13 protein-coding genes and 2 pseudogenes are annotated in these 21,418 nt (G+C 34.0%); 12 read left to right on the top strand and 3 right to left on the bottom strand.

Going from position 1 to position 21,418, the window contains the following annotated elements; genetic code table 11:
- Window positions 1–52: 52 nt before the first annotated feature.
- The 5 genes from BBI01_RS06480 (at window position 53) to BBI01_RS06500 (ending at window position 6,615) form a co-directional block, all read left to right on the top strand.
- A complete protein-coding gene (locus BBI01_RS06480; RefSeq protein ID WP_065393857.1) occupies window positions 53–475 on the top strand; it encodes a DUF5684 domain-containing protein in 423 nt (140 codons plus the stop codon).
- Window positions 476–973: 498 nt separating this feature from the next.
- On the top strand, window positions 974–2,866 hold the full coding sequence (locus tag BBI01_RS06485; protein WP_065393858.1) for a DUF3857 domain-containing transglutaminase family protein: 1,893 nt from the start codon (window positions 974–976) through the stop codon (window positions 2,864–2,866).
- A 2-nt stretch (window positions 2,867–2,868) separates the two neighbouring features.
- Window positions 2,869–4,803 (top strand): transglutaminase-like domain-containing protein, encoded by a 1,935-nt coding sequence (locus BBI01_RS06490; RefSeq protein WP_065393859.1) that lies wholly within the window; start codon window positions 2,869–2,871, stop codon window positions 4,801–4,803.
- Window positions 4,804–4,894: 91 nt separating this feature from the next.
- On the top strand, window positions 4,895–5,719 hold the full coding sequence (locus BBI01_RS06495; protein WP_065394143.1) for an RsiV family protein: 825 nt from the start codon (window positions 4,895–4,897) through the stop codon (window positions 5,717–5,719).
- 44 nt (window positions 5,720–5,763) lie between these two features.
- Window positions 5,764–6,615 (top strand): diacylglycerol/lipid kinase family protein, encoded by an 852-nt coding sequence (locus BBI01_RS06500; RefSeq protein ID WP_065393860.1) that lies wholly within the window; start codon window positions 5,764–5,766, stop codon window positions 6,613–6,615.
- 90 nt (window positions 6,616–6,705) lie between these two features.
- Here the strand turns inward: BBI01_RS06500 and BBI01_RS06505 are convergent, their stop codons facing one another.
- Both BBI01_RS06505 and ggt read right to left on the bottom strand, forming a co-directional pair.
- Complete coding sequence (locus BBI01_RS06505; protein ID WP_065393861.1) at window positions 6,706–7,986, bottom strand: dicarboxylate/amino acid:cation symporter; 1,281 nt, start codon at window positions 7,984–7,986, stop codon at window positions 6,706–6,708.
- A gap of 186 nt (window positions 7,987–8,172) precedes the next feature.
- A complete protein-coding gene (gene ggt, locus BBI01_RS06510; RefSeq protein WP_065393862.1) occupies window positions 8,173–9,861 on the bottom strand; it encodes a gamma-glutamyltransferase in 1,689 nt (562 codons plus the stop codon).
- A gap of 323 nt (window positions 9,862–10,184) precedes the next feature.
- On the opposite strand from ggt, the gene BBI01_RS06515 reads away from it, so the two are divergent.
- The 3 genes from BBI01_RS06515 to BBI01_RS06525 are packed head-to-tail and all read left to right on the top strand — an operon-like array spanning window position 10,185 to window position 18,763.
- Window positions 10,185–11,807, top strand: coding sequence for a T9SS type A sorting domain-containing protein (locus tag BBI01_RS06515; RefSeq protein WP_065393863.1), 1,623 nt, complete (start codon window positions 10,185–10,187; stop codon window positions 11,805–11,807).
- A 2-nt stretch (window positions 11,808–11,809) separates the two neighbouring features.
- A complete protein-coding gene (locus BBI01_RS06520; protein WP_065393864.1) occupies window positions 11,810–15,139 on the top strand; it encodes a hypothetical protein in 3,330 nt (1,109 codons plus the stop codon).
- Window positions 15,140–15,145: 6 nt separating this feature from the next.
- Window positions 15,146–18,763 carry a DUF6443 domain-containing protein gene (locus BBI01_RS06525; RefSeq protein ID WP_083190023.1) on the top strand — a complete coding sequence of 1,206 codons (3,618 nt, stop codon included), beginning with the start codon at window positions 15,146–15,148 and terminating at the stop codon, window positions 18,761–18,763.
- A gap of 499 nt (window positions 18,764–19,262) precedes the next feature.
- Here the strand turns inward: BBI01_RS06525 and BBI01_RS22315 are convergent, their stop codons facing one another.
- Window positions 19,263–19,427 (bottom strand): helix-turn-helix domain-containing protein, encoded by a 165-nt coding sequence (locus BBI01_RS22315; RefSeq protein WP_228393947.1) that lies wholly within the window; start codon window positions 19,425–19,427, stop codon window positions 19,263–19,265.
- Between the two features lie 141 nt (window positions 19,428–19,568).
- Between BBI01_RS22315 and BBI01_RS06535 the strand changes: the two are divergent.
- From BBI01_RS06535 to BBI01_RS23215, 4 genes and pseudogenes are all read left to right on the top strand, one after another.
- A pseudogene (locus tag BBI01_RS06535) lies at window positions 19,569–19,928 on the top strand (RHS repeat domain-containing protein); the annotation flags it as partial.
- Between the two features lie 34 nt (window positions 19,929–19,962).
- On the top strand, window positions 19,963–20,616 hold the full coding sequence (locus BBI01_RS06540; protein WP_065393868.1) for a hypothetical protein: 654 nt from the start codon (window positions 19,963–19,965) through the stop codon (window positions 20,614–20,616).
- A gap of 4 nt (window positions 20,617–20,620) precedes the next feature.
- Window positions 20,621–21,124 (top strand): glycoside hydrolase family 25 domain-containing protein, encoded by a 504-nt coding sequence (locus BBI01_RS06545; RefSeq protein ID WP_123862100.1) that lies wholly within the window; start codon window positions 20,621–20,623, stop codon window positions 21,122–21,124.
- 3 nt (window positions 21,125–21,127) lie between these two features.
- Window positions 21,128–21,310: pseudogene (locus tag BBI01_RS23215) on the top strand (RHS repeat-associated core domain-containing protein); the annotation flags it as partial.
- Window positions 21,311–21,418 lie beyond the last annotated feature (108 nt).

The following is a 21,418-nucleotide window of genomic DNA, read 5'->3' on the forward strand; positions in this document are numbered from 1 at the left end:
ATTATTCAGGAGCTTTTTTTTATATTTGGGTTAACCAATAAAAAATAATAATATGTTAACTCTTTTACAAACAGACCCTTATGAGGGAGTAGATGCTGTTTCCGGTGCAGCAGCTGCAGGACTAGGTATCGGATCAATGTTCATGAGCCTTTTGGTGTATCTTTTCTATGGCTACTGCATGTATAAAATCTTTAAAAAAGCAGGAAGAGAAGATGCGTGGGCAGCTTTTGTTCCTATTTACAATGCTGTCGTATTGCTGGATATTGTAAAGAAACCAATATGGTGGATCATTTTATGCTGTATTCCGCTTGTCAATATCTATGCTTTTTGGGTTATAGATGATAGATTAGCTAAAGGCTTTGCCAAAGAAACTCCTATTTACACTATTTTACTGTTCTTTTTTGGCTTCATTTTCATTCCTGTTTTAGGACTTGGTAGTGACACTTATGACAGTAAGAGAATTCCTAATGATTAATTAACAAAAAAACAGAAATAGAAAGACCTCAGTAATGGGGTCTTTTTTATATTCTAAAATTTGGCTAATAGCAGATTGTCGAATTTATTTGACGATGATGTATAATTATTTCTACATATGTTGAAATATTTAAATCTCTATTTATAGTAATTTTGAAACTGCAGATAATAAAAGTGACACTCATGTTACAGAATGTATTATTCTTGGGCAATACAATAACATTGTCTGGAATGTTTTCATTCAGCCACTCTTCTATAATTAGTTTTGTAGGAGAGTTTCATAACTTATACTAAGGTAGATTTAGGATAGTACTTTTTTTAAGTATTATGAGAGACTCCACGCTGTGGAGTCTTTTCTATATCTAATAATTCTTGATTTTTGAATATAAATTCTTGATTTTTAATCGTATATATGTTTTTTGTTTGAATTTAATATATTTTTTTTAAGTTATTTTTAACAGTTATTAAGATTTTATTATTTTTGTGTAGTTTAATAACCATGATGAAAATAATACTTCTTGGAGCTTTATCTGCTGCTTCATTGTACTTTGCACAGAGCTATCCTGTTGCATCTATTCCGGAAAATCTAAAGAAAAACGCCAATATTGTTATCAGAAAGGACTTTACCACCGTTCAGATCAATAAAATTGATGAAATAAAATATCAATACAATACTGTTACCACTGTTTTAAATAAAGATGGAAACGAGAAAGCTGTAGCTTATATTCCTTATGATAAAGCAACAAGTATTTCTGATATTAAGGTTACGATTTATGATGAGGCAGGTAAAAAAATAAAAAGTTACTCCAAGTCTGATTTTAATGATTTTGCAAATAACAGGCAAGGTGTATTTTATTCTGATAACAGAGTGATGGTTTTTTCATATACACCGGTTCAGTATCCTTACACAATAGATTTTTCATATCAGTCGGAAAATAAGAATACTATTTTTATTCCTGATTTTGTACCGTTTTATTCTACCAATACTTCTTTGGAAGAAGGGCAGATGAAGGTTATTAATACTTCTGGGATTGACCTGCGTACAAAAGTTTATCCTTCAAAATACAATTATGCTTCCGTAGCTGAAACGGGTAATGGAAACGAAAAGACATATACCTATAAAAATGTTCCGGCAATTGATGATGCTTTATTAATTCCACAACCTCTTAAAATTTTACCCAATGTAAGCTTTGCTCTTACAAAATTCAACCTTGCCGGAAGACAGGGAACATTGAATAATTGGACAGATTTCGGAAGCTGGTATTACAATAATCTTGTAGAGCCGGTTGCTGTTTCTACACCCGCGATTAAAGCAGAAGTTGCAGCATTACAACTTCAGGGGTCCGTAGAAGATAAGGTGAAAAAGATCTACCAATACATGCAGACCAAAACCAGATACATTTATGTAGGGCTTGGAATTGGAGGCTGGCTTCCGATGATGCCGGAAGAAGTACATAAAAAAGGATATGGAGATTGTAAAGGACTTACCAATTATATGAAAACATTGTTGAATGAGGCTGGAATACCTTCTTATTACTGTGTGATCAATTCTGGTCTTTCACAACTATCTTTCGACCCGGATTTTCCTAAAATGGGAGGAAATCACGCTATTCTGATGGTTCCTACTGAAAATGGTAATATCTGGCTTGAAAATACTTCACAGCAAACGGCATTTAATCATTTGGGGTACAATACAACAGACCGAAATGTGCTTTCTGTAAAGAAAACAGGGATAGAACTCATTAATACCCCTTCATATCAGGCTGATAAAAATAAAGAAAAACAAAAGCTTACCATTAAAATAGGAGAGGATAACAGTATTACAGGAGAAGGAAACTTCTTTTATACCGGAAACCAATATGATGATAATCTGAGATTTGTGAACCTTGACCCTAAAGAAAAAAATGATGCCTTGAAAAGAAGGTTTGATGTTTTAAACTTTGAAAAAGTTGAAATGAAAAACTTTCTTAATGATAAAGATAAGGCGGTCATTACTTTTGATATAGATTTTAAGACCAATAATTACTCCAAAAATGCAGGAAACAGTCTTATTTTCAGAGCCGTTCCTATATTCTCAGACAATATTTATAAAACAGAAGAAAACCGTGAGCTTCCTTTTGAGATCAGACAATCTTTTGAAGATGAATATGAAATAGGATTTACCCTTCCTAAAGGATATAAAATAGATGAAACCCCTGCCGATATTGCGATAAACTCCGAGTTTGGACACTATAAACTGAGTTTTATTAAAAATGGAGAAGACTTAAAAGTAACAAGAAAAATTCAGGTCAACAAAGGAACCTATTCAAAAGAAAAATACAATGAATATGTCTCTTTCAGAAAGAAAATATTAAACATGGATAACTCTAAAGTACTTATCACAAAAATATAAAGATGAAAAAAATAATACTAATAATCATTTGCTCAGCAAATATCATGATGATCAAGGCACAGAAACATGAGTTTTTGAATCCTCCGAAATTCTCTGATGCTGATCTTTCAAAACCTAAGTCTTTGCTGGATGAAAATGCTCCGGCGGAAATCCTTTACAAATCTGTTCATTTTATGATTGATACTTCTACCGGAAGTATGCACAAGAAGTATTTCTACAGAGTAAAAATTTATGATAAAGATAAAGCAGAAAACTGGTTGAATCTTGAAGTTCCTTTGTATCAAATGAACGGAGATAAAGAAACTCTCGGTAAATTCAAGGCTTTTACCTATAACCTTGAAAATGGAACTGTAGTTCCCGTAAAAGTAGAAAAAAGCTCACAATATAAAAGTAAGGAAAGTAAATATGTACAAATGACGAAGTTTGCTTTTCCCAATGTGAAAAACGGTTCTGTGCTGGAATATCAATATGATGTTGTATCCCCTTTTTTATTCATCATTCCTGAGGTCTTAGTTGAAACAGATACCCCATCCATTTATACGGAATATGTTTTGGATGCACCTCTTAATATTGCTTACAACATCAATTATACAGGAGAACTTGCTCCAAAATACAGAGTAATAGAAGAGCAAAACATTTATGGCTCTCAGTATAAAACGTTTAGATTCGGGTATGATAATGTGAAAGGCTTTAAAACTGAAAAGTTTATAAGAAACGACAATAATTTCCGAACAAAAATAAGTGCCGAGCTGAACTCTACCAATTTCAGTCAGCTTAAGCTTTACTCATCATCATGGGACCAGATCAGTAAAAGACTTTATGAAAATGAAGACTTTGGAGGCGAGCTAAAGAAAACCAAGCTAGCAAAAGAAAATATGCCGGCAGGTGTAATGGAAATGAAAACAGACTTTGAAAAAGCCAACGCTATTTTTTCTTACGTCCAAAAAACATTTACCTGGAATAAAGATAAAGGAGTTTACACCGAAAACGGAATCAAAAAGCTATTGGAAACCAAGATCGGAAATGCTGCAGAGATCAATCTGTTCCTTATCATGCTTTTCCGTGAAGCTGGAATTAAGGCAGATCCATTGATGATTTCCACCGTAGAGAACGGATTAATCAATCTTGTGTCTCCCAATGTTTCCAATATGAATTTTGTACTTGCATCCGTAGAAATAGATAAGCATTTTCATATTTATGATGCCACTTCCAAACAGTCTTCTATGGACGAACTTCCTTTAAGACACTGGAATCAGTATGGGATTTTATTGACGAAGAATAAAGCGGTGCAGATTCAGATGACGAATATGAAGCCAAGTAATACCTATCTTACCGTTGATGCAAAAATCAATGATGATGGAAGTATTTCCGGTTCATATTCCGATAAAGATACAGGAGCTTTTGCTATGTACGTGAAAGATAATTATGATGAAAATGCTGAAAAATATAAAAAACAGTACAAAGAAAATTTCTCAATAGATTTCACGGGTATTGATTCAAAAGTATTGGATAACGGAGAGTTTGAAAGTACAATGAAATTCTCTTCCAACAATTTAATCGATAGAATAGGGAAGAAGATGATCATCAATCCGATGCTGTTTTTAAGCAAGACATCCAATGAATTTGACCAGACCGAAGCCCGAAAATATCCGATTGATTTTGGTTCTCCCACAACAAAAATTAAAAAAGTAACACTTGAGATTCCTGAAGGCTATACGATCGAAGAAATGCCTAAGAATAAAAAGATTGTTACAGAAGATAAAGAAATAGAATACAGCTATGTTATTGAGCAAAAAGGAAACAAGCTGGAAGTAACTTCCACTACAAAAATTTCCAGCGCAGATTATCCTAAAGATTATTATCCTGCATTCAAACAAATTTGGGGAGTTGCCTCAAAACACGAAAATCAGGTAATTAGTTTGATTAAGAAGTCTTAATATTTTCAGTTTAATAAAATAAAAACAGAATAATTTTTTAAAACCATTCATTTTTGAATGGTTTTTGCATTCAATATCCCAAATTATGATTATGAAAAACACCGTTGCCATTTTAGCCCTTTCTTCATTCTTTGTTTTTTCTGCCTGTAAGAAAAAAGAAACCGTTGAAACACCTACCCATAAAACGGAAAATCAAAAGTCTGATGAATTTATTGTAGACTCTGTAAAAACGGAAGGTTCTACAAAGGTTGGTGATTCATTGTCCGTTACTTTCAGTTCAAAGCTATTGGTGTTTCCTGGTTTAAAAGATAAAGCACTGTTGGATAGCATCTATTTTAATGAAAAGGGATTGAGTGATTTCTCTAAAACAGGATTGCAAAAATACCTGGAAGAAGAGAAAAATAAATATTTCATTTCTATGGAAAAAGATGATGAACTGTATTCAGATCTTGGTCATGTTCAGGAATGGTTTTCACATTCTAATATGAAATTGAAATCCAATGCCAATGATTATATGCATATTCAGTATTCAGCAGAAGCGTATATTGGAGGTGCTCATGGCGAATATGGATTTTCAGAAAGAGTTTTTGATCTTAAAAAGAATAGAAAACTGGAGTTAAAAGATATTACATCAATGCCAAACAATAAGCTTGAAGCATTATTAATGAAAAATATTGATAAAACAAAAGGCAACGCATCTGATGCAGATGGAGAAGTGAAAAACTCAGAAATGCTGTTGGTTGAAAAAATCCCAGCATCAGATAACTTCTATTTTGATGACAAAAATCTTTATTTTCATTACAGCCCCTATGAAATTACCGCTTATGCAGCAGGTGATATCGTCATTCCTATCTCATGGGAGGAGTTGAAAGGAACTTTAAATGAAGAATTTAAAGAAAGAATGAAAATTAAGTAAATTAATGCTTCCGGGTTCAGGAAGCATTTTCTATTTTTGTGCTAATGGAAAAAGTAGCTTTTATCATCAATCCTTTTTCGGCAAAAAAGAATTATCAGCCGTTTTTGAACGAACTTAAAAATAAAGTTGGTAATCCTCTCTATTATGTCTCCGAATCTATTCCGGGGACAGACGAATTCATCAAAACCCATTTTGATGAGGTAGATATTTTTGTTGCTATTGGTGGTGATGGTACAATTTCTACCGTCGCAAAAAACCTGATTTCTACGGATAAAATTCTGGCTATTTTCCCCGCCGGTTCAGGAAATGGATTCTCCAATGAGACTCGTTTCAGTAAAAATTTAGATGAGCTTCTAGAAAAAATTAAAGCAAAACAGTCCAGAAAGATCGATACATTTACAGTAAACGATAGGCTTTCCATCAATGTTTCAGGAACTGGTTTCGATGGAAAAGTAGTAAAGGAATTTGAAAAAACCAGCCGTGGTTTCAAAAACTATATTAAAGTTTCGCTGAAGACATTCTTTAATTATAAACCAATAAAAGTAACCTTTCTTGAAGAGCAGTACCAACAATACAACGGCAGATACCTAATGCTGAATATTGCTAATACCCGTCAGTTTGGGAATAACGCTTATATTGCACCTAAAGCAAGTAAAAGTGATGGATTGGTTGATATGGTTTTGGTGAAAAAATTTCCTTTGACCTATTCTGCATTGTTTGCTTTCAGAATGTTTACCAAAAGATTAAAGGATGATGAATACGTTACGTATCTTCCTGTTTCTGAGATTTCATTCAAAGTAAATACAAAAAACTGGCATCTTGACGGTGAGTTTAATAAGATTGAATCACCTATTCATGTAAAAGTTCAGCCTGCAAGCTTGAATATTTTAGTTTAAATTTATGCTTTGAAGCAATTGAAGTTGTTTTTTTATATTCATTATTCACTTGCGAAGCAAAATTGACGATGGATATTCATTTTTTTGAGATCACCCTTCCAATTCCTTTTCAATCTTATGTGGATTGTCCAGACAATATTGCAGTTGCTCTTTATCCAGTTGTTTCTCCCAGTTTGCTACTACAACAGTTGCGACAGAGTTTCCAATCACATTCGTTAAGGCGCGGCATTCACTCATAAATTTATCAATTCCAAGAATTAAAGTCATTCCCGCAATTGGTATTTCCGGAACCACAGCCAATGTTGCGGCTAATGTCACAAAACCTGCACCGGTAACACCAGCTGCACCTTTTGAACTTAACATAGCTACCAAAAGAAGTATCAGTTGTTTTTCAATAGGCAGATGAATATTGAGTGCCTGAGCGATAAACAGAGAGGCAAGGGTCATATAAATATTCGTTCCGTCAAGATTAAAAGAATAGCCCGTAGGAACTACAAGACCTACAATAGCCCGTGAGCAGCCTGCTTTTTCCATTTTTTCCATGATTCCCGGAAGAGCAGATTCCGAAGAACTTGTTCCTAAAACTAAAAGAAGCTCTTCTTTCAGATAAAATAAGAGTTTAAAAATATTGAATCCATTATACCAAGCCACTGCTCCCAATACCAAAATCACAAAAAGAATAGACGTAATATAGAATGTAGCAACCAGGAATATAAGATTCAGAATAGAGTGAAGCCCATATTTTCCTATGGTAAATGCCATAGCCCCAAAAGCACCTATGGGAGCAAGCTTCATCAAAATATGAACAATTTTAAATATCGGAGCTGACAAATCCTGAAGAAAATCAGTTACTTTCTGACTTTTTTCTTTTGTTAAAACCAATGCAACTCCCATTAAAATAGCAACAAGAAGAACTTGAAGAATATTTTCACCTACCAATGGACTAAACAGGGTTTCGGGAATGATATTCATGATAAATCCTGTGAGAGTAGATTCATGAGCTTTCTGCTGATATTCTGAAACATTTCCCGAAAGGGTTGCCGGGTCAATATTCAGACCATGTCCTGGTTGTAGAAGGTTTCCAACCACAAGCCCAATGATAAGAGCGAGAGTAGAGAAGGTAAAAAAGTAAATCATTGCTTTTATGGCAATTCTTCCCACCTTTTTAAGGTCTGTCATGTGGGTGATCCCTAACGTAAGGGTAATGAAAATCACCGGAGCGATGATCATCTTTACCAATTTGATAAAACCATCTCCTAAAGGTTTCATTTTTTCTCCCAGTTCAGGATAAAAATTTCCCAGTAAAACACCAGCCGTGATGGCTACAATTACCTGAAAATAAAGTTGATTGTGTATAGGTTTTGTTTTCAATGAACAGTCGTTTTGTTTTTTTAAGGGCGAAAATTAAGAAATTTCATCTAAAAAACTGACAAAAGTCATGAAAATTGATCTGCTAGTTAAGTTTGATAGCATATAAAAAACTTCGGCTTCATTCGAAAGATCTCTCTGTCTAAGGAATGAAGCCGAAGCTGTATAATGTATTGGAAGTAATGTTATTTATTCTACTGCCACAGAATCGTCGCCACGACCATCTGCCACAGCATGAATGTTTCCATTTTCATCCAGGACAATGATTTCAGTTTTTCCGATTTGTTTTACTTTCTCAATAGTATAATTTTTCTTTTCCAGTTCAGCGATTGTGCTTTCAGGGAAATTGTTTTCTACCTTTATGGTTTCCGGTAGCCATTGATGGTGGAACTTCGGTGCATTTACGGAAATGTTGGCATTCAGTTTAAAATCTACTACATTTACAATAGATTGATAAACAGATGTCGGAATAGTGGTTCCTCCCGGTGTTCCTACAACCATATAAGGTTTTCCATTTTTAAGAAGTATCGTAGGCGTCATGGAAGAAAGCATTCTTTTGTTAGGCTGGATAGAGTTTGCTTCTCCGCCTACTGCTCCAAACATATTGGGAACACCTGGTTTGATGGAGAAATCATCCATTTCATTATTTAAAAAGAAACCTGCGCCTGTTACCAAGACTTTACTTCCGTAATATCCATTCAGAGTGGTGGTTACCGAAGCTGCATTTCCATCCTTATCAAGAACAGAGATATGTGTGGTTTGTGTTGATTCCTTAGGTTGTGCTATGATTTTTCCTACTTCTGAACTTGGTGTTGCCTTATCAAAACTGAAGCTTTTCCATCTGTTTTTTAAATATTCATCAGAAATAAGGTAGGGTGTTTTATCTTCGATAAAGTCTGGATCACCCATGTATTCTGCACGGTCGGCAAAAGCTCTTCTTTCTGCTTCGGTCATGATCTGAACGGCTTTTGTAGAATTCTGTTGGTATTTTTCAAGGTTTTCAAAGCTAGCCATTCTCAACATTTGAGCGAGGAGAAGACCTCCGCTTGATGGTAAAGGCATTGAAACGACATTATTTCCTTTATAGTCAAACTCTAAAGCTTTTCTTTCTGCGACTTTATAGTTTTTAAGGTCTTCAAGGGTGATGATTCCGTTTCCTCTTTTCATTTCGGCAATCAGAAGATCTGCTGTTTTCCCTTCATAAAATCCTTTTGCTCCAAGCTTTTGAATCAATTTTAAAGTTTCTGCCAGATCCTTCTGAACTAAAAGATCTCCAGCTTTCCAAGGGTTGTCCTTTACAAATATCGTGGCAGATTTATTATGTTTTTTAAAATGCTCTCTGTTGTTGTTCAACATATCCGCTTCTTGTTCTGTAATAGCGAATCCCTGTTCTGCAAGATCAATAGCTGGTTGAATGATCTTTTCCATCGGAAGTTTACAGTATTTCAAAGTCGCAAAAAAGCCGGCAACACTTCCCGGAATACCTACAGCAAGTCTTCCGTTTTGGGATAAATCTGTGTCTGCTTTGCCTTTTTTATCGAGGTACATATCTCTTGAAGCTTTTTTAGGAGCGGTTTCTCTGTAATCCAGCGTGAATTTCTCACCACTGTTTTTTACCCCCACTAAAAATCCGCCCCCTCCAATGTTTCCTGCCTGAGGATATACTACAGCCAATGCATATTGGGTAGCCGTAATAGCATCGTAAGCATTTCCTCCCATTCTCAGGATCTTTGCCCCGGCTTCACTTGCCAAAGGATGAGCAGATACTACTACGCCTTTATTTTTAACCTTTACTTCCTTTACAATATTGATGTCTGTAAATTGAGCCCAGCTTAATTGACTGGTTATTAGGATTGACGCAATTAAAATCTTCTTCATATGATTGTTTTTCTTATAACAAAAATATAGAAATTTTTTGGGAATCATTGTTGAAGGTTTTGAATTTTGTTTTTGAGTTGGAGATATGATTTGGGTACTCTTTTTTTTCTTTTTTTATGGTTTCAACTGATATAAATTATACGTCAAGTTTTGACGTTTTCTGGATATACTTTTGTGAAAAGAGATTGATAATGATATAAATAAATTAATTATTGAAAATATAAGTATTAAATCATTTTTATGTGATTGGTGCATTAGAATAAATATATTTATGGCGATTAATTAAGAATAATTATTGAATTAAAAACACAAAAATACAAAGGATGAAAAAAATCTATCTTGGTGCATATACATTATGTACGGTTTTAAGTGTGTCCGCTCAGGAAATTCTCTGGCAGAAGGACATCAAATCCTCTACTCAGGATTTCTTAAGTCAGGTAACGACCACCATTGATCAGCAATATCTTATCGCAGGAAGTGCTATTCAGTCAGGAAGCGGGAAGCTGGAGGCTGAAAGTAAGCAGAATAACGGTTATGATTTCCATGTGATTAAATTGAATCAGCAAGGCGAGCAGGCATGGGAAAAATATTTCTCAGGACAAAACCACGATTATTTATCATCAACCGTCACAACGCAGGATGGAGGATTCCTTTTGGGTGGAACTTCTTATTCAGGAAAAGGACTGGATAAAAAAGGTGAAGCAAAAGGCGGATCGGATATCTGGCTGATCAGAATCAATGAATTTGGGGATGAATTATGGCAGAAAACCTTGGGAAGCTCTTCCGATGAAGAAGCGAGATCGGTTATCCAAACTATGGATCAGGGCTTTATTGTTGCTGGTAATGTTCAAAACTCAGCGAAAGGTTATGGTTCTAAAGATGTATTGATCATTAAGCTTGATAAAGACGGTAAAGAAATCTCACAAATTATCCTTGGAGGAAAAGGTCTGGATGAAGTAGAGAAAATGATTCCGACCAGAGATGGCGGAGCTTTACTGGGAATATATTCAAGAAGCTCTCAGGTTAGAGGCTCCGAAGTTCAGAATCCAGAAAGTCAATTTTCGACAAAAGCTACTGCAACCTCCAACCTAATATCTGCAACCTCAAAACAAACCGACAACTTCGGGGAAGGCGATTACTGGATCGTAAAACTAGATAAAAATGGCAAAGTAGAATGGGAAAAGAACTATGGAGGAAAAGAAGATGATCACCTGAGAACACTAGCTTTAATCTCCAATGGTTATGTTATTGGCGGTGAATCCAGATCAGATAGATCAGGAAACAAAACAGTAGGAATTGAAGAAGGAACAGATCTTTGGTTGATAGCTTTGAACGAAAAAGGCGACGAGCAGTGGCAAAAATCCTACAACTTTAAAAACAGGGATGTTTTGATGGGAATGAGCGTAATTCATTCGGCAGATGATAAGTCTTCAAAAGGAATTTTATTAGGTGGCTATACTCAAGCCGAAGGAAGAATAGAAACGGATGATGAAACTTTCTGGATGCTATATCTTGATGGAAACGGCAATGAACAGTGGCGAAAACATGTGAAAGGCGAATCCAGAAAAAGAGAAGAAAGACTTTCAGATTTAAAACTAAACAGAGACGGCTCTATTATTCTTGCCGGAACCAGTGCTGAAGAATTAGGTAAAGAAAATTGGAAAATCATAAAACTAGGTGATAAGCAGGTGAATGACTTGATTGAAAAATATGACATCAAAATTTATCCAAATCCGGTTACAGATTATGCTTATGTAGAAATCGGCTTTGATTTTAAGGAAGCTGATGTTATGCTGTATGATATGGGCGGGAGGCAGTTACAAAACTTGAAAACGAAGAATAGAGTGACTAAGATTAATACTCAGGCTTTGGTACAGGGAGCTTATCTGATTACTATAAAAACTAATGATAACAAAACAGCGAATGCGAAGCTGATTAAGAAATAACCATGAGAAAAAATATAATATTTGTAGCTTCGTTATTAGCTACTCAGAGTTTTTATGCCCAATTGGGAAATATAAAAAATATAGTTCCTACTACTCCTGAAATGTCAGGATTGGTAAAAAGAGTTGATATTCCGATCAACTATTCTTCCGGAGCAATTAATTATCCTTTAAATATATACACATTAAAGGTTAGAGATTTCGAAATCCCAATTACTCTTAATTATACATCTACAGGATTTAAATCTGGTGATAATGCATCTAATATTGGATTAGGATGGGATCTGGAAGTAGGAGGGAAGATTTCGCATAAGGTAAATGGTTTGGATGATCTTCATTCACCAAAAGAGTATTCAGCTTTTCCTAATGGATTTCCTGTAGATGCACCAGTAAAAGTAGATTTTGTAAACCCAGGAGCGGTCAATTATCCAGAGTATGCTCTTTTAAGAGATAATTCTAATGCAAGATTGGAAGCACAAGGTACTTTTATGCGAAATCCTGTAAGTGGTATAGATACAGAACCGGATATTTTTCATTTTTCTTATCCCGGGAAGAGTAGTAAATTCTTTTTAGATAAAGATTTTAATGGAAAGCAAATGCCTGTAGGAAAAGAAAAAATACAATTTGATGGTCTTAAATTTATTATAACAGATATCCAGGGTAATATTTATGAATATGCTATTCAGGATGATGTTACCTTACAATCGGATATGCAAATGTTGAACGGTTATTATCCTTATAGCGGTGGAAATCTGATCTATAATAATTTCTATCTCTCAAAAATTAAGACAAAAACTGATGTTATTGATTTTCTGTATGATTATGTTGATTATGCTTATGATAATGCGACTACATACATGAAGGGAAGTACTAAAGATGTTTATGATATTCCAACAGAACTTTATTCTAATTCATTTGAAGTTGAATACTCCTCTAAAGTTACCAAACACACTCTTCCCATTTTAAAGGAGATTAAAGTGAATGCACAGACAAAAGTTTCTTTTGAATATAAAAGTACCCCACGTGTAGATGTAAAAAATGATTTTACAAGAAAAATTGCAGCCTTGGATAAAATTAAAATTCAGGATGGAGGAAATCGCTTTACAGCAGCAGAGTTTGATCAGTCTTATTTTCTGTCTATGAATAGCGGAAATCTTATGAATGATAGAACAACATGGCTTAAGCTTAATTCAGTTAAGATCAATGAGAAACAATATTCATTCAAGTATAATGAGGAATCAATACCTGAAAAGAATAATGAAAGTAAGGACTTTTGGGGGTATTATAGCAGAGACGGTGGTGGTAGATATAATTTTAAAGATTTTAGAATGTATTACTATTACGGAGGGAAAAAACCTAATTTGGGTAGTAGTGAGACCACCTTATTGAAAGAAATTATTTACCCTACAAAAGGAAGTGATGAGTTCTTTTATGAAAATAATACTTATGATGAACCTTATTATAAGGAGTATGGCGTGGAAGTTACAAGTATTGGAATTTTTTATAGTTATGAAGAATCAAATAATGGTGACTTTAATAAAACTGAAAATTTCGAAGTACCCAAACGTACTAAATTCTTGCTAACCTATGATATTCCTTTTCAGGAAGGAGGACAGACAGCAGAAGCTCAAGTATTTTATGATATAACTGATAAAACAAGAAATGTAATGATTCCATTACCTCCGATGACAGGTAGAGGGGAAGCTGATCTCATTCTAGAACCAGGTTCATATTCTATGACTTTATCGGCACGTGGACTTTCAGATCCTTATATACGTTTGTATGCTGAAGAAGATGTGGTAACAAACTCAGGACGAAAAAATTTAGCAGTTGGAGGTGTTAGAATTGCAAAGGTTATCTCAAAAGATCATAATGGAAATCCACTTTTTACTAAAAGTATTAATTACAATGATGAAAATAATATTTCAACAGGGAAGATCTATGACAGACCAATTGCGTATGAATTAGAACGTGGATATAGTTTTAGATATTCTCCTTACTTATGTAAAGTACTTGATAAATATTTTAATCTCGCAAAATACTATAGCACATCAATCAGTGATATATTGGGGTACAATGGTGCTTCAGTATTTTATTCTAAAGTTACAGAAAGTATCACAAATAATGGGATTGATAATGGAAAGACTATTTATACATTCTATGATGAGGATGATGGAAAGCTATATTATGATACTCCTTATCTTTTGTTCAATGATAATTCCTGGAAAAGGGGATTTATAAAAAAACAGGAGATCTTTGAAAGAGGAAATCCTGTTCCTCTCAAAACTATATCCAATGATTATTCATTTATTCAAACACCTTCGAGTCAACAAATAGAATCAGGTTTGGATTTTACAGCACCAACTAAGCCAAATGAATTTCATAAGATGAGTTATCAGTTTTTTGCTACCAGCCCCGAATATTATTTAGGTTGCGGAGGTTCTGTACGAAACGCTGCTGCAAATTTTGAGTTTTATGGTAAAAAATTAGTATCAGCTCAGGTAAATAAAGACAGAGAGATTGTAGAAGAAAACATGAATGGAAAACTATTAAGAACAGAGACAGAATATCTTTATAATAATCCTTCTCATATTCAGCCTACATTGCAGAAGATTACTTTTCCTGATAAATCGATTCAGGAAACAACATATCAATATGCACATGAAAAAGGAAATCAGTTTTTAATTAATAAAAATATGATTGGTATTCCTATGGAAACAACTGTAGTTAAAAAACTAAACTCAGCAGATATAGGAAAAACTATTTCAAAAACAGTAATTCTTTATCCAAGTTCTGATACTGAAGCTAATAAAACAGCAGGGTTACCATTGCCTATCAGTGTATCTAGTCTTGATGTTCAAAAAAATATTCTAGCTACGGATATATTGTACAAATTATATAGTCCTATTACCGGAAATCTTCTCCAATATAATTCTAAACCCGATGCAAATGGAAACAGCAATAATCCTGTATCTATTGTTTGGGGATATAATAATACATTACCAATTGCTAAGGTTGAAGGAGCTAATTATGAACAGATTCTACCCTATATTAATGATATTGTTAATGCTTCTGACACAGATGCAGGAGTTGTTGGGACCAATAATGATGAGACAATTTTACTCAAAGCATTAAATGATTTCAAAAATAATCCTAACCTTACTGGTTTTCATATTACAACCTATACTTATGATCCATTGATTGGAGTAAGAAGCATCACTCCACCATCAGGGATCAGGGAATTATATCTTTATGATTCCGCAAACAGGCTTGAGAAAGTAGTGGATGTGGATGGAAAAGTGCTGAAGGAAATGAAGTACAACTATAAAAACTAATCACCGATGAAAAAACTCATAATTCCCATAGGATTTCTGATGTTTGGGACTGTAAAAGCACAGGTATCTAACACAGAAAACTATGTTCAAACCAAAACGTATCTGGATTATAGTGGAACCCAGGCTACAAAATCTTCTGAAACTATTCAATATTTTGACGGGCTTGGCAGACCTAAGCAGGTGATTGGTGTAAAAGCCTCTCCTCAAGGAAAAGATGTTGTCACTCATATCGAATATGACCAGTTTGGAAGACAGGCGAAAGATTTTCTTCCTATTCCACAATCAGGAACCCAGTCAGGCGGAATTTATACCTCTCCTCTGGGAAATGTTTCTTTCATCTATGGTGGAGAAAAAATCTATTCTGAAAAAATATTGGAAAACTCTCCTTTGGACAGAATTCAGCAACAGATTCAGGTGGGAAATGACTGGACGGGAAAGCCTGTAAAATTTGATTATGATGCCAATATTCATGAAGATTATGTAAGGCAATATAAAACCACCACCACATGGATTGAAGGAAGGACAGAAACTGCGATTGAACTGAATCAATATTTTCTACCTGCGCAATTGTATAAAAACACCATAACTGATGAAGACGGTAACAAAACCATAGAATTTAAAAACGGAAAAGGGCAGGTTATTTTGGTAAGGAAAGCTTTAAGTGCCTCAGAAAATGCAGATACCTACTATGTTTATAATGAATATGACCAACTTGCTTTTGTTATTCCTCCTTTAGCATCTGCACCCACTATAGATAATTCAACAAAAGAAAAGTTGTATTACCAATACCGCTATGATGGCAGAGGTAGACTTGTAGAAAAGAAGCTTCCAGGCAAAGGCTGGGAATTTATGGTGTATGACAAAGCCGATAGACTTATCATGACTCAGGATGCTAATATGCGAGAGAAGAATAAATGGCTGATTACTAAATATGAATCATTGGGAAGAGTTGCTTATACCGGAATCATTGGAGGAGGAAGCAGAACAAGTATGCAGTCTCAGGCAGAAAACCTTATCATCGTAGAAGGAAGAAATGGCTCAGGATTTACTAAAAATGGAATGCAGATTCAATATAGTAATGGATATTTTGTTGATATTGAAACTATTTTAAGTATCAACTACTATGATACTTACCCCAACTATGATTTTAATCCCCCTCTTCCAGTGGAACCAACTCTCACAGGTTCTCCATCACCAGAGGGAAGAAGTACCAAAGGACTTCCTGTCATGAGCTTTGTTAAAAATATTGAGGATGACCGTTGGACCAAGAATTATACTTATTATGATCTGAAAGGTAGAGTCATTGGAACTCATTCTATCAATCACTTGGGAGGATATACCCGAACAGAATTTAAACTTGATTTTGCCGGGCTGCCTTTAAATACCGTTACCATCCATAGAAGATTGGACAATGAAGCCGGAATAACTATAGCAGAACGCTTTGTATATGATTCTCAGAACAGGTTGTTACAGCATTGGCATAAAGTGAATAGTAAACCGGAGCAGCTGCTGGCAGAGAACACATACAATGAACTGTCACAGCTTAAGAACAAAAAAGTAGGTAACAATCTTCAAAGTATCGACTATGCATACAATATCAGAGGCTGGATGAATGATATCAATAAAGATCAGATGGAAATACCGGATCTTGGAGGAAAACTATTTTCTTACAAAATTAAATACAATCAGAAAACTGGAATTACCAATCCGGATTCCGCTTTATTTCCCGAAAAAGATGTAAAACCCAAATACAATGGAAATATAGCAGAGGTAGATTGGCGAACAGTAGAATCTTTAGGTGCTAACCCACCGCTTACTCCAAAACGATATGGTTATGCTTATGATAACCTAAACAGACTGACAGCAGGATATTATCAGAATCCTCAGAATCCGAATAGTAAGGAACATGTGGAATCTTTAAGCTATGATCTGAATGGCAACATTACCAATCTTTACAGGACATCTGCCATGAACGGAACTACAGCCATGGTCATTGATAATCTGATCTACAATTACGGAACACCAGGTAATATAGGAAACCTATTATTAGACATTAAAGATAACTCTAGTAATAAGACAGGTTATGAAGGAGGAGGAAAGCCTATTAGTTATGATGTGAATGGAAATATGATCAATATGCTGGATAAAAACATCACTAAGATCAGTTATAACTACTTGAATCTGCCTAATAATATTAAATATGGAAATTCAGGATTTTTGGAAATGAATTATCTTTACAGAGCAGATGGAGTTAAGGTTCAGAAAAGACTTCCTATGTATGAATGTGGAATTATTAATTGTTACACAATAACTGATATAACGGACTATGTTGATGGCTTCCAATATTTTCATAAAGAATCTAATAGCGGTGGGGGGCTCGAAGAACTTCGTATAACAAGTGAAAAATTAAAATATGCATATGAACAACAGGCTTTTAATCTTGATGATTTAATTATTGGTCCAATAGAGCCTGGAATTGATCCTCCTATTGGAGGTGGTGGGATAGTTGTTGAATTAAAAACTCCTAGCTTACAGTTTTTTTCAACGGCAGAAGGATTTTATGATTACACAAAAGATCAGTATATTTACCAGTACAAGGATCATCTTGGTAATGTGAGAGTAAGTTTCGGTAGAACCGGCACAGGTGCTCTTGAAATTACGGATGCCAATGATTATTATCCATTTGGAATGAACCACTTAAAAACCGGAAATGCTTTCTTTGGACAGAGTACTTATAAAAATTATAAGTACAATGGAAAGGAGCTACAGGAATCTGGAATGTATGATTATGGGGCTAGATTTTATATGCCGGATATCGGACGTTGGGGAGTTATTGACCCGCTGGCGGAGAAGATGACACGTCACAGCCCATATAACTATGCGTTCAATAATCCTTTAAGGTTTATCGATCCGGATGGTAGAAAACCATTGGGACAATGGACAATAGAGGATTTTATAAATGATAGTTTCACCCCCTCTGATGACATTACTGCTAATAGCAAGGGTAAGATAACAAATATTGTACGTAATAATAAGCCTAATCGATTTTTTGATGAAAAAGGAAAACAGTTGTTTTTTAATGATTCAAAAGGAGTTGATAAAGCCAATTTAAAACCTAAAAAATATGTTAAAGGAGATCAACTATACCATCAGATATCTAAGGGCAGACTGTCCCAATTTATGAAAACTGCTGGTTTCGATGCATTAAGATATAACATGAAAGCCCAAACAGCACAAAGAGAGGGCGATTTAGATAATGCAATGAATCATAAAATCACAGCTTTAGGCATAGCTAAAAAAGAATCTTACGGCAAAGCTGATTTTGCTACATCTGCTTTAGGACCTAATTACATATATCCTGAATATAGTACTGATAGGAGGAGACCTTGGCAAGACACTTTAGATGAAACAACTGACTACTTTAGATTTGGAGATTCTGATACATTGTATAATCTATATGATGCTGGAAATTATATGTGGGGAGGATGGATGCATTTGAATGGATTTGATAAAGATGCAGTTAAATTTGGTTCAAATTTAAACGAATTAATGAGGGGAAATATGGGAGATACTGCTGCGGATCAAAAATCTATTTTTGATGGATTTGATTTCACGGGTTATTAAATATTAAAAAAATGAAAAATAAAATTCAATATATTCCAATACTATTTTTTTTAGTAAATGTTTTTATTTATTTAATATTTCATTTTCTCTTTAAATATGATTTAAATAGAAAATTATATTATGAGTTTCATACCAGCATTCTAACAATATTGGTTTTTGTAAATATTTTTGTTTCTATATTGGTTTTTGTAATACTTTACATGAAAAGAATGTATGAGAAGATGTACTATTCGTTAATTCCTATTCTTGTGTATTTAATACTTTTTATTATAGCACTTGTTATAGCATTTAAATAATTAATATTTCTATAAAATGGCTCCCGGCTCCCTCTCATGAACAGGTGTTGGGATAAACAAAAAACCTCGCATTTTGCGAGGTTTTTTGTGTTTTATAGAATAAAGGTAATTTGCTTAGCTTTAAAATGTCTTATCAAAGCATCAATAACCAAATAGATTTGTTCTTTAGCAGATTTTGGTAAATTGCCAATCTCCTCAATACGTTATAATGTATTTTGAACAACTTCCAAAGATGTTTTTCCTACGAGATAATCTAAAGAAACCTGCAATGTATCAGCAATTTTGATGGTAACTACGATCGATGGTTTTACTTTGTCTCGTTCGTATATTCCGATGGCAGCACGATGAATACCAATAATTTTATCCACTTAGTCCTGCGACATATTTTTATCTTTTCTTACCTCTGTAAGACGCTTACCAAAGGTTATAGACTTCATACATAAATGTATTAAAACGATAGAAAATCAAAATTTTTACAAATTATAGTTACTAGACGTATACATTGAGATTATTTTGATTTTGTTAAAAATAAGTATATTTCCAACTATACAGATCATTTAGGAAATATCCGCTTGAGTTATTTCCATAATGGAAGTGGAGTAGAAGTTCTAGAAGAAAATAATTATTATCCCTTTGGATTGAAGCATGAAGGGTATAATAATTTAGCTGGAAATCGTGCTTATAATTACAAGTATAATGGTAAGGAGTTGCAAACAGAGACGGGGATATATGATTATGGAGCGAGATTTTATATGCCGGATCTGGGAAGATGGGGTGTTGTAGATCCGCTGGCAGAGAAATATTTTAATATATCACCATTCAATTATACCGCAAATAATCCTATTCTTTATATTGATCCCGATGGGATGCAATTAGATTTGAGTAGTATAATGAAGAAAGGTAATGAAGAAAGGTAATGAAGAGCAATATAAAGCTTTTGTATTTTTTGCTAAAACAAAAGAAGGACAAGCTTTTTTATCTAAATATATGGAGAAAGGACAAAAAGTTGAATATGGAGGAAAGACTATTTTTGAAGCCAAGGCTAATGGAGAGTATCATAATAAAGGGATAGATCTATCATATGGAGTCAAAACAGACTCATCCGTAGGAGGGTCTACAACAGGCAAAATTAAGGGAGATGAGAAGAATGTCTCGATTTTGATTTCAAATAAAGCATATGGCGATTCTGGCAGTCAGTTTTTTAATACCTTAAGACAAATAGTTCACGAATCTTTTGTTCACGCTGATTTGGAAGCTAACGATCTTCAAGATGATGGTTATCTTAATTCAAGTAGCATTCCAAAAGAATACAGAAAATATGACACTTGGGAATCTCAACATGGGCAACATTATTATATTCAGAATGAGTATTTAAAAGATCCCCAAAATAATAAAGTAAATACATACACTAAGGAAGGGTTTCAAATTCTTAAGCAAGCAAACGAAGCTCTAAAATTAAAGTTAGGTAATTCTCAGATAAAAACTGAAATGTGGAATTTTAACGGGTCTATGATAAAAGTAGATAAAAATGGAAACCTCAAACATAAAGATCAATAGTTGTATGAAATTAATTAGTATTATAATGATTAGTATACTCTTGCTTTCATGTAATAAAGAAAAGCAAGAGTATATTGAAGTATCATTGGGATTTAGTATGGACCCTAATGAACCAAGAATTGGAATACTTATAAATGACAAAGACTCTTTGTATGTATGTAAGGAAAATTTAATATCAGTTGACAATGGAGTAAAATATAAATATTTTAAATCAACTCAAAAGATTGATTTTGCTTCTTACAAAAAAAGAATATTAAACTCTTTTTATGATTCAATTCAATTCAAAAGTACTCCTGATGCCCAACCACGACAGATAAATTATTATTTAAATGGGAAGAATCTTAAATTTAGATTTTATTCACACGAATTATCAAAGAGGCAAGAGGAAATTATTGAGGACTTGATTTTACTAAAAGAAGATAAAAGACTTAAAGAAATTCCTTATCATAAGTTTTCACGAGATTTGTTAGATTCTAAAATTCCTAATCCACCATTTCCACCTAAATAACATTACAACTATAAGAACAACGGTAAAGAGCTACAAGAGACAGGTATGTATGATTATGGAGCAAGAATGTATATGGCAGACTTAGGAAGATGGGGTATGGTGGATCCGTTGGCGGAAACTTCAAGAAGATGGTCGACCTATGCTTATGCATTTAATAATCCTTTAAGGTTTGTTGACCCAAATGGAATGCAGAACTATGATATAACATTTGGGAAAAGTGTTTCTGCTGATACACAAAATAAGATTGTAAGTGATTTAGAAAAAGAAACAGGATTGAAATTATCTGTAGGTGAT

The sequence above is a fragment of the Chryseobacterium artocarpi genome (assembly GCF_001684975.1).
In the GTDB taxonomy this organism is placed as follows: Bacteria; Bacteroidota; Bacteroidia; order Flavobacteriales; family Weeksellaceae; genus Chryseobacterium; species Chryseobacterium artocarpi.

Excerpts from the sequence above, each read along its gene's own strand:
- BBI01_RS06480 (WP_065393857.1), top strand. The coding sequence starts at position 53 with ATGTTAACTCTTTTACAAACAGACCCTTATGAGGGAGTAGATGCTGTT.
- BBI01_RS06485 (WP_065393858.1), top strand. The coding sequence starts at position 974 with ATGATGAAAATAATACTTCTTGGAGCTTTATCTGCTGCTTCATTGTAC.
- BBI01_RS06490 (WP_065393859.1), top strand. The coding sequence starts at position 2,869 with ATGAAAAAAATAATACTAATAATCATTTGCTCAGCAAATATCATGATG.
- BBI01_RS06495 (WP_065394143.1), top strand. The coding sequence starts at position 4,895 with ATGAAAAACACCGTTGCCATTTTAGCCCTTTCTTCATTCTTTGTTTTT.
- BBI01_RS06500 (WP_065393860.1), top strand. The coding sequence starts at position 5,764 with ATGGAAAAAGTAGCTTTTATCATCAATCCTTTTTCGGCAAAAAAGAAT.
- ggt (WP_065393862.1), bottom strand. The coding sequence starts at position 9,861 with ATGAAGAAGATTTTAATTGCGTCAATCCTAATAACCAGTCAATTAAGC.
- BBI01_RS06515 (WP_065393863.1), top strand. The coding sequence starts at position 10,185 with ATGAAAAAAATCTATCTTGGTGCATATACATTATGTACGGTTTTAAGT.
- BBI01_RS06520 (WP_065393864.1), top strand. The coding sequence starts at position 11,810 with ATGAGAAAAAATATAATATTTGTAGCTTCGTTATTAGCTACTCAGAGT.
- BBI01_RS06525 (WP_083190023.1), top strand. The coding sequence starts at position 15,146 with ATGAAAAAACTCATAATTCCCATAGGATTTCTGATGTTTGGGACTGTA.
- BBI01_RS06540 (WP_065393868.1), top strand. The coding sequence starts at position 19,963 with ATGAAGAAAGGTAATGAAGAGCAATATAAAGCTTTTGTATTTTTTGCT.
- BBI01_RS06545 (WP_123862100.1), top strand. The coding sequence starts at position 20,621 with ATGAAATTAATTAGTATTATAATGATTAGTATACTCTTGCTTTCATGT.